Source organism: Bacteroidota bacterium (assembly GCA_039821555.1).
Taxonomy (GTDB): Bacteria; Bacteroidota; Rhodothermia; order Rhodothermales; family Rubricoccaceae; genus JBCBEX01.
The window spans coordinates 664,576-670,614 of sequence record JBCBNX010000001.1 but is presented as its reverse complement, the minus strand read 5'-3'; the positions used below and the strand labels follow the sequence as shown (position 1 = coordinate 670,614).

At 64.2% G+C, this 6,039-nt stretch carries 7 protein-coding genes; 3 read left to right on the top strand and 4 right to left on the bottom strand.

All coding sequences use genetic code 11. From position 1 onward, the window contains the following. Positions 1 to 55: 55 nt before the first annotated feature. Positions 56 to 268 carry a hypothetical protein gene (locus tag AAFU51_02760; protein ID MEO1570171.1) on the top strand — a complete coding sequence of 71 codons (213 nt, stop codon included), beginning with the start codon at positions 56 to 58 and terminating at the stop codon, positions 266 to 268. A gap of 60 nt (positions 269 to 328) precedes the next feature. On the opposite strand, the gene AAFU51_02755 is transcribed toward AAFU51_02760, so the two are convergent. The 4 genes from AAFU51_02755 to rpsU form a co-directional block, all read right to left on the bottom strand. Then, positions 329 to 1,873 (bottom strand): hydroxymethylglutaryl-CoA reductase, encoded by a 1,545-nt coding sequence (locus AAFU51_02755; protein ID MEO1570170.1) that lies wholly within the window; start codon positions 1,871 to 1,873, stop codon positions 329 to 331. 176 nt (positions 1,874 to 2,049) lie between these two features. Beyond that, complete coding sequence (purH, locus tag AAFU51_02750) at positions 2,050 to 3,675, bottom strand: bifunctional phosphoribosylaminoimidazolecarboxamide formyltransferase/IMP cyclohydrolase (GenBank protein ID MEO1570169.1); 1,626 nt, start codon at positions 3,673 to 3,675, stop codon at positions 2,050 to 2,052. Between the two features lie 91 nt (positions 3,676 to 3,766). Continuing rightward, positions 3,767 to 4,408, bottom strand: a complete 642-nt coding sequence (gene purN / locus AAFU51_02745; GenBank protein MEO1570168.1) for a phosphoribosylglycinamide formyltransferase — start codon at positions 4,406 to 4,408, stop codon at positions 3,767 to 3,769. A gap of 94 nt (positions 4,409 to 4,502) precedes the next feature. Next, positions 4,503 to 4,691: a 30S ribosomal protein S21 gene (gene rpsU, locus AAFU51_02740; protein ID MEO1570167.1), complete on the bottom strand. Its 189-nt coding sequence runs from the start codon at positions 4,689 to 4,691 to the stop codon at positions 4,503 to 4,505. Between the two features lie 278 nt (positions 4,692 to 4,969). On the opposite strand from rpsU, the gene rdgB reads away from it, so the two are divergent. Further along, positions 4,970 to 5,560, top strand: a complete 591-nt coding sequence (rdgB, locus tag AAFU51_02735) for an RdgB/HAM1 family non-canonical purine NTP pyrophosphatase (protein MEO1570166.1) — start codon at positions 4,970 to 4,972, stop codon at positions 5,558 to 5,560. Continuing rightward, positions 5,560 to 6,036 (top strand): D-aminoacyl-tRNA deacylase, encoded by a 477-nt coding sequence (gene dtd, locus AAFU51_02730; protein MEO1570165.1) that lies wholly within the window; start codon positions 5,560 to 5,562, stop codon positions 6,034 to 6,036. The genes rdgB and dtd overlap by 1 nt, the downstream gene beginning before the upstream one ends. Positions 6,037 to 6,039 lie beyond the last annotated feature (3 nt).

The window sequence follows — 6,039 nt, the reverse complement described above, 5'->3', positions numbered from 1 at the left end:
CCGTAGATCGCCTATCTTGGAGGCCACGTCTCTTCTTCTACGCTATTCTGCTGCCATGTCCAAGCTCACCCCAGGCCGCGCTGTTGGCCTTTGGATCGCCTACGTTCTCATCTTCGCCATCGCCGGTGGCCTGGCGGCAGGGGTCCTCGCGCTCGTCTACGATGCTGTGATTGACAACTTTGACAATACGCTCTACGCCATCGTCTACGGCGTTACGGGATTCATGGCCTACCGCCTCGCTCGCAGCGTGATGGAGGACGGACGGTAAGGAATCGAAAAGCGCGGCAGAGCAGAGGCCCTACCGCGCTGAGTCCAGTGCAGCCGTCGTTTAGCGGTTGCGGCCGTACTGCTCGTGGCTGCTCACCCAGTCGTGCGACGAGATGGCACTCGCGAGGCTGATCTCGCCCGCGAGCACGACGCCCGCGACGATCTCGGCGAACTTGCGGGCCTTGTCGCGGCCCACGCAGCCCAGCATCTTGAGGCACTCCTGCTGCGTGGCGAGGCTCGTGCCACCACCGTACGTGGCGATGATGAGGCTCGGGATGGTGATCGACATGTAGAGGTCGTCGTCGGGCGTGTGCTCGGTATAGAGCAATGCCGCCGAGGACTCCGAGACATTCGCCACGTCCTGGCCAGTCGCGATAAACATCGCCGTGATGCCGTTGGGGGAGTGGAGGCCGTTGTTGTTCGCGCCCGACAGGATCGAGCCGATACTGCCCGCGACGCCCCAGTGGTAGTAGAGCTGCTTCGGCTCCACGCGCATGAGCTGACGCAGGACATCGCCCTTGATGGTGCATTCGGCGGTGACTCGCTTGCCGCGCGTCCGCATGATGTTGACCTGGCTCGCCTTCTTGTCCGTGGCGAAGTTGCTCTCCAGGTAGAAGCGGCGGATCTGGTCGTTGTTGTCCAGGATCCACGAGCACGCGGCGAAGGTTGCCCGGCCCACCATGTTCTGCCCGGCCGCGTCGCCTGTCGAGAAGTTGAAGCGGCAGAATGCGAACTTGTTGGAGAGGTACGTGTCGATGTAGAGCAGCTTGCCGACGGAGGTCGTGGCCTCGGCCTGCTCGGCGATGGTCTCGAAGTGGTCGTCGAGCCACGTGCGGAAGTCGCGGGCCTGGCGGGCGCTCTCGAACACGAAGACGGGCGCGCGCTGCATGCAGTCGTCTGAGACGGTGCAGGTGACGCCTCCGGAGTCGTTGAGCACCTTCATGCCACGGTTGTAGGACGCCACCAGGGTGCCCTCAGCCGTCGCCATCGGGACGATGAAGTCGCCCTTGGCGTACTCGCCGTGGACCGTCAGCGGCCCGGCGATGCCGAGCGGTACCTGCGCGTTGCCGATGAAGTGCTCGCAGTTGCCTGCGGTGATGTGCGGGTCGTAGCTGCACGTCCAGATGTGCTCGTACGTCTCGCCCGTGTACTCCTCAACGAACTTCTGGCGCGTCTGAATGGCCGACTCGGAGTAGTCATCGTCGCGGTCGCGTGGGACTTTCACGCGGTCCACGGGGACTTCCTTGATGGAGTCTTTCACCTTGAACGCGAGCCGCCCGAAGCCGTCGGCATCGAACGCGATCGAGAGGCGGTGCACGCCCTCGTCCAGCTTCACCCCGTCAGCTTCGATGTGGACGATTTTCTTGAGCGGGAAGACCAACGGGCTGGTGCTCGAAAGCTCGCTCGGCGCCATCGACGTGCCGTCATCGAGGGTGAGACGGAGGTTGTCCGTCGGCACTGGCTCGCCGTTGATCGAGACCTGATCGAGACCAACGAGCTGCACGTCGGAGAGGCGGTTCTTGAGGCTGAAGCGAACGCCGCCGTTGTGGTTCTGGAGGCTGCCAAAGGTGTAGAGCTGGCGGAGGACGAGCGACGGGATTTTCATGCGTGGATGAAGCTAGGTGGAGGCGGAAGCGCTACCGAAAACGTGTGAAGAAATATACGAGAGGCGAGGGGAGGGCGACGGGTTCGTTGTTGTGGCTGAGGAGAGTACGGCGAGAGCATACCCAATCACCGAAGAGTAGAAGCCAGCACCGGTTTGCGATTGGCTGCCCACCGGTGCTAGTGCCGGAAGTGCCGCTGGCCGGTAAACACCATCGTCATGTGGCGTGCGTTGGCGGCCTCTATGACCTCGGCGTCGCGCTTAGAGCCGCCAGGTTGTACGGCGGCCACGGCCCCAGCGTCGGCCGCAGCGAGCAGCCCGTCGGCGAACGGGAAGAACGCGTCGGAGGCGACCACGCAGCCTGCGAAGTTCAGGCTGGACTTCGCACCCTTCGCCACGGCGATTTCACTCGCGTCGATGCGGCTCATCTGCCCCGCGCCGATGCCCAACGTGGCTCCGTTGCGGGCATAGACGATGGCGTTCGACTTGACGTGCTTGCACACCTTCCAGGCGAAGGCGAGGTCGGCCCATTCGCGGTCGCTGGGCACGCGCTCGGTGGCCACGCTCCAATCGCTGCGAGCGCCAACGGCGGCATCGCGGCCCTGGACGAGCAGGCCCCCCACCACGGCGCGAATGTCGGCGACCTCGTCCTCACTGGCACGGGCCCGACGCTCGATGAGGCGGCGATTCTTTTTCTTCTGAAGGAAGCCGAACACGCCCTCCTCGAAGCCCGGTGCGATGATCAGTTCCGTAAACACCGCGTTGATGGCCTCGGCCGTCGCGAGGTCGAGGGGGCGGTTGACCACCACGATGCCCCCGAACGGGCTCTGGCGGTCGGTGGCAAACGCTTTGCGGTACGCCGCGTCCAGGGTATCGGCTTGCCCAACCCCGCACGGGTTGGTGTGCTTCAGAATCGCGACCGTCGGCACGTCGCCCTCGAACTCGTCGATGAGGCGCAGCGCGGCGTCGAGATCGAGCAGGTTGTTGAAAGAGAGGTCCTTGCCGTGGAGCTTCTCGTAAAACGGTGAGGCGTCGCCTACGAGCGCCGCGACTTGGTGCGGGTTCTCGCCGTAGCGGAGCGGCGCAATCGGGGCTTCGAGCAGGAGCGGCACCTCGTCGAGCAGGTCGATCAGCGCGTCGTCGGGTGCGTCCTCCACGTCTCGCTGCGCCGCGCCGAGGCTCGAGTGTTCGAAGTAGGTAGTAATGGCGGCGTCGTAGCCTGCCGTGTGAGCGAACGCGCAGTGGGCAAGGCGGCGGCGCGTCGCCATCGAGAGCGCGCCATCGTGCTCTTCGAGCTCGTCGGCGATGTAGTCGTAGTCGTCAGGGTCGGTGACCACGCCCACGAAAAAGAAGTTCTTGGCCGCAGCGCGCACCATCGTGGGCCCGCCGATGTCGATGTTTTCGACGGCGAAGGCATCCGTGATGTTGGGCTGAGCCACGGCCTCGCCGAAGGGGTAGAGGTTCACCACCACCAGGTCGATAGGAGGAATGCCGTGCTTCTCTAGCTGGGCGAGGTCGTCGGGGTCGGTACGGCGGTGGAGAATGCCGCCGTGCACCACAGGGTGGAGGGTCTTGACCCGCCCGTCGAGCATCTCCGGAGAGCCCGTCAGTTCGGTCACGTCCGTCACGGGCAGCCCTGCCTCCCGTAACACGCGAGCCGTGCCGCCTGTGGACACGAGTTCGACGCCGAGGGCCACGAGGCGTCGTCCGAATTCGGCGAGGCCAGCCTTGTCGCTCACAGAAAGGAGTGCCCGCCGAACGGGATAGTGGTCGGCGGGGGCGGGGAGGTCTTTGGTCTGGATCACGATGGTCGAGGTCAGGCGGCGAGGAGCGATTGGTGGAAGATCCGAAACCCTGGCTATCGCTTCCATCGCGGTGTGCCTCGTAGTTCAAGACTCAGCCCGCTTTCATTTCGACGCGGCGGCCGTCTACGACGAGGCGCCCTGAGGCAAGTAGCCGAAGCGCTTCAGGAAACAGACGATGCTCTGCTCGGAGCACCCGGGCGGCAAGCGACCGGGCCGTGTCACCAGGCTCTACCGGCACAGGCTCTTGCAGGATGATGGGCCCCGTGTCGTAGTCCTCATCGACGAAGTGGACGGTGGCGCCGGTCCACTTTGCTCCGTGGCCGAGTACAGCTTGGTGCACCCGCTGTCCGTACATACCGGGGCCGCCAAACGCGGGCAGCAACGAGGGATGGACGTTGAGCATCCGATGCCGGTACGTGCGGACGACGACGGAGGGGATCTGCTTCAGATAGCCCGCGAGCGCGATGGTATCGACGCGGTAGCCTCGAAGCACCTCCATCAGCGCCGCGCCAAACGTCCCGTTGGGCGCAGAACCGTCGTGAGCAGCGGAGAAGTCACGGGGACGGACGATGGCTGTTGGCAATCCATACCGCTCTGCACGTTCGAGCGCGCCGATTCCAGCCCTGTCCGCGATGACGACGGCAGGGGTAGCATGGAGCGATCCGTTCGCGATGGCGTCGAGGATGGCCTGCATGTTGGAGCCGCCGCCAGAGACGAAGAACGCGAGGCGCATGGTGAGTGGGCAGGCGAAGAGCAACAGCAAAAGGGTGGCACCGATGGTACCACCCTCTCACGGGAATCGCAGCAGGCGTAGCTGGACGGGCAGCCTAGTAGCGGCGGCGGCGCGCGTTTTTCGCTGCGGCCTTGCGTGCAAGGCGGCGCTCCTCGGATGGCTTCGTGAACGCCATCTTGCCGCGGTAGATGCGGAGGACGCGAGCACGGTTGACGGCGCGCTTGAAGCGGCGCAGCGCGCGGTCGATGCTCTCTTTATCTCGAACTTTGATGCCGACGGACAAGGATACCTCGTGTGTTGAAGCGGGGGGACATGGACAGCCACTCAAGCTAAAAAGAAGGCTGAGGGCTACCAAAGGACTGGTTTTAGAGATTGATGAATACCGAACGCGTCGATAAGGGTTCCTCAACGAGCGCATCGCTTCGAGTCTGGCAAGACGCCTTGCTCTTGACCGTTTCGATGGTTTGGTTAGGAGGAGCTCAGCCCGCATGCGCTGATTCGTAGGCCGGTGTACCTTGTGTACTCAATGGCCTTTCTGCTGACAGCTCGCCCACGCCGCCCATGTCGTTCCGCCTCGTGCTCGCCACTCGCAACTCAGGCAAAGTGCAAGAACTCCGTGCCAAGCTCGACGGCCTCGATGTCGAGATCGTGACCGTGGATGAGTTCGAGCACGTGCCAGAGGTCGACGAAGACCAAGACACCTTGGCTGGCAATGCCAAAAAGAAGGCGATGGCCGTGCACCAGGCAACCGGGCATCCCGCCCTTGCGGACGATACTGGCCTGGAAGTCTACATGCTCGACATGAAGCCCGGTGTCCATTCGGCACGGTACGCGGGTGACGCCAGCGATGATGCCGCCAACCGCGCGAAGCTGATCAGTGACCTCGACGGACAGGACGACCGGGCCGCACGCTTTCGCACCGTGCTTGCCTACGCAGACGAAGGGGTCGTTCGGCTCTTCGAGGGGAGCATCGAAGGGGCCATCGCCGAGGCCGAGCGCGGAAACGGGGGCTTCGGCTACGACGCGCTCTTCTTGCCCGAAGGGCACGACCATACGTTCGCGGAGATGGACGCAGCGACCAAAAACTCGATTTCGCATCGGGCGCAGGCCGTCGACAAGTTCGCGGGCTTCCTCCGCGTGCAGCGCAGTTAATGGTCGCCCTCGTCCAGCGTGTGAGTAGCGCGGCTGTCACAGTCGCGCAGGAGCAGGCCGGGGCGATCGATACGGGGCTGCTTGTCCTTCTCGGTGTACATCGCGCGGATACCCTCGCCGAAGCCACATGGCTCGCCAGAAAAGTGGCGTCGTTGCGGGTTTTTCCAGACGAGGGCGGCCAGATGAACCACTCCCTTCTGGATCGCATCGCCGCTGGCGAGTCGGCGGGTGCCCTGGTCGTCAGCCAGTTCACGCTCTACGGCTCCCTTAGGAAGGGGACGCGCCCCTCCTACAGCGAAGCCGCGAGGCCACACGTGGCAGAGCCGCTCTACGAGCAGTTCGTGGCGTTGCTGGAAGAGCAGCTTGGACAACGCGTGCCCACGGGCGTCTTCGGCGCGAAGATGGACGTCTCGTTGGTGAATGACGGGCCCGTCACCCTATGGCTCGAACGCCGTGCGCAGCCCGCGGCGTCCTAGACG

Coding starts and splice junctions, on each gene's coding strand:
- dtd (MEO1570165.1), top strand. CDS start 5,560: ATGGTCGCCCTCGTCCAGCGTGTGAGTAGCGCGGCTGTCACAGTCGCG.
- AAFU51_02760 (MEO1570171.1), top strand. CDS start 56: ATGTCCAAGCTCACCCCAGGCCGCGCTGTTGGCCTTTGGATCGCCTAC.
- purN (MEO1570168.1), bottom strand. CDS start 4,408: ATGCGCCTCGCGTTCTTCGTCTCTGGCGGCGGCTCCAACATGCAGGCC.
- AAFU51_02755 (MEO1570170.1), bottom strand. CDS start 1,873: ATGAAAATCCCGTCGCTCGTCCTCCGCCAGCTCTACACCTTTGGCAGC.
- rdgB (MEO1570166.1), top strand. CDS start 4,970: ATGTCGTTCCGCCTCGTGCTCGCCACTCGCAACTCAGGCAAAGTGCAA.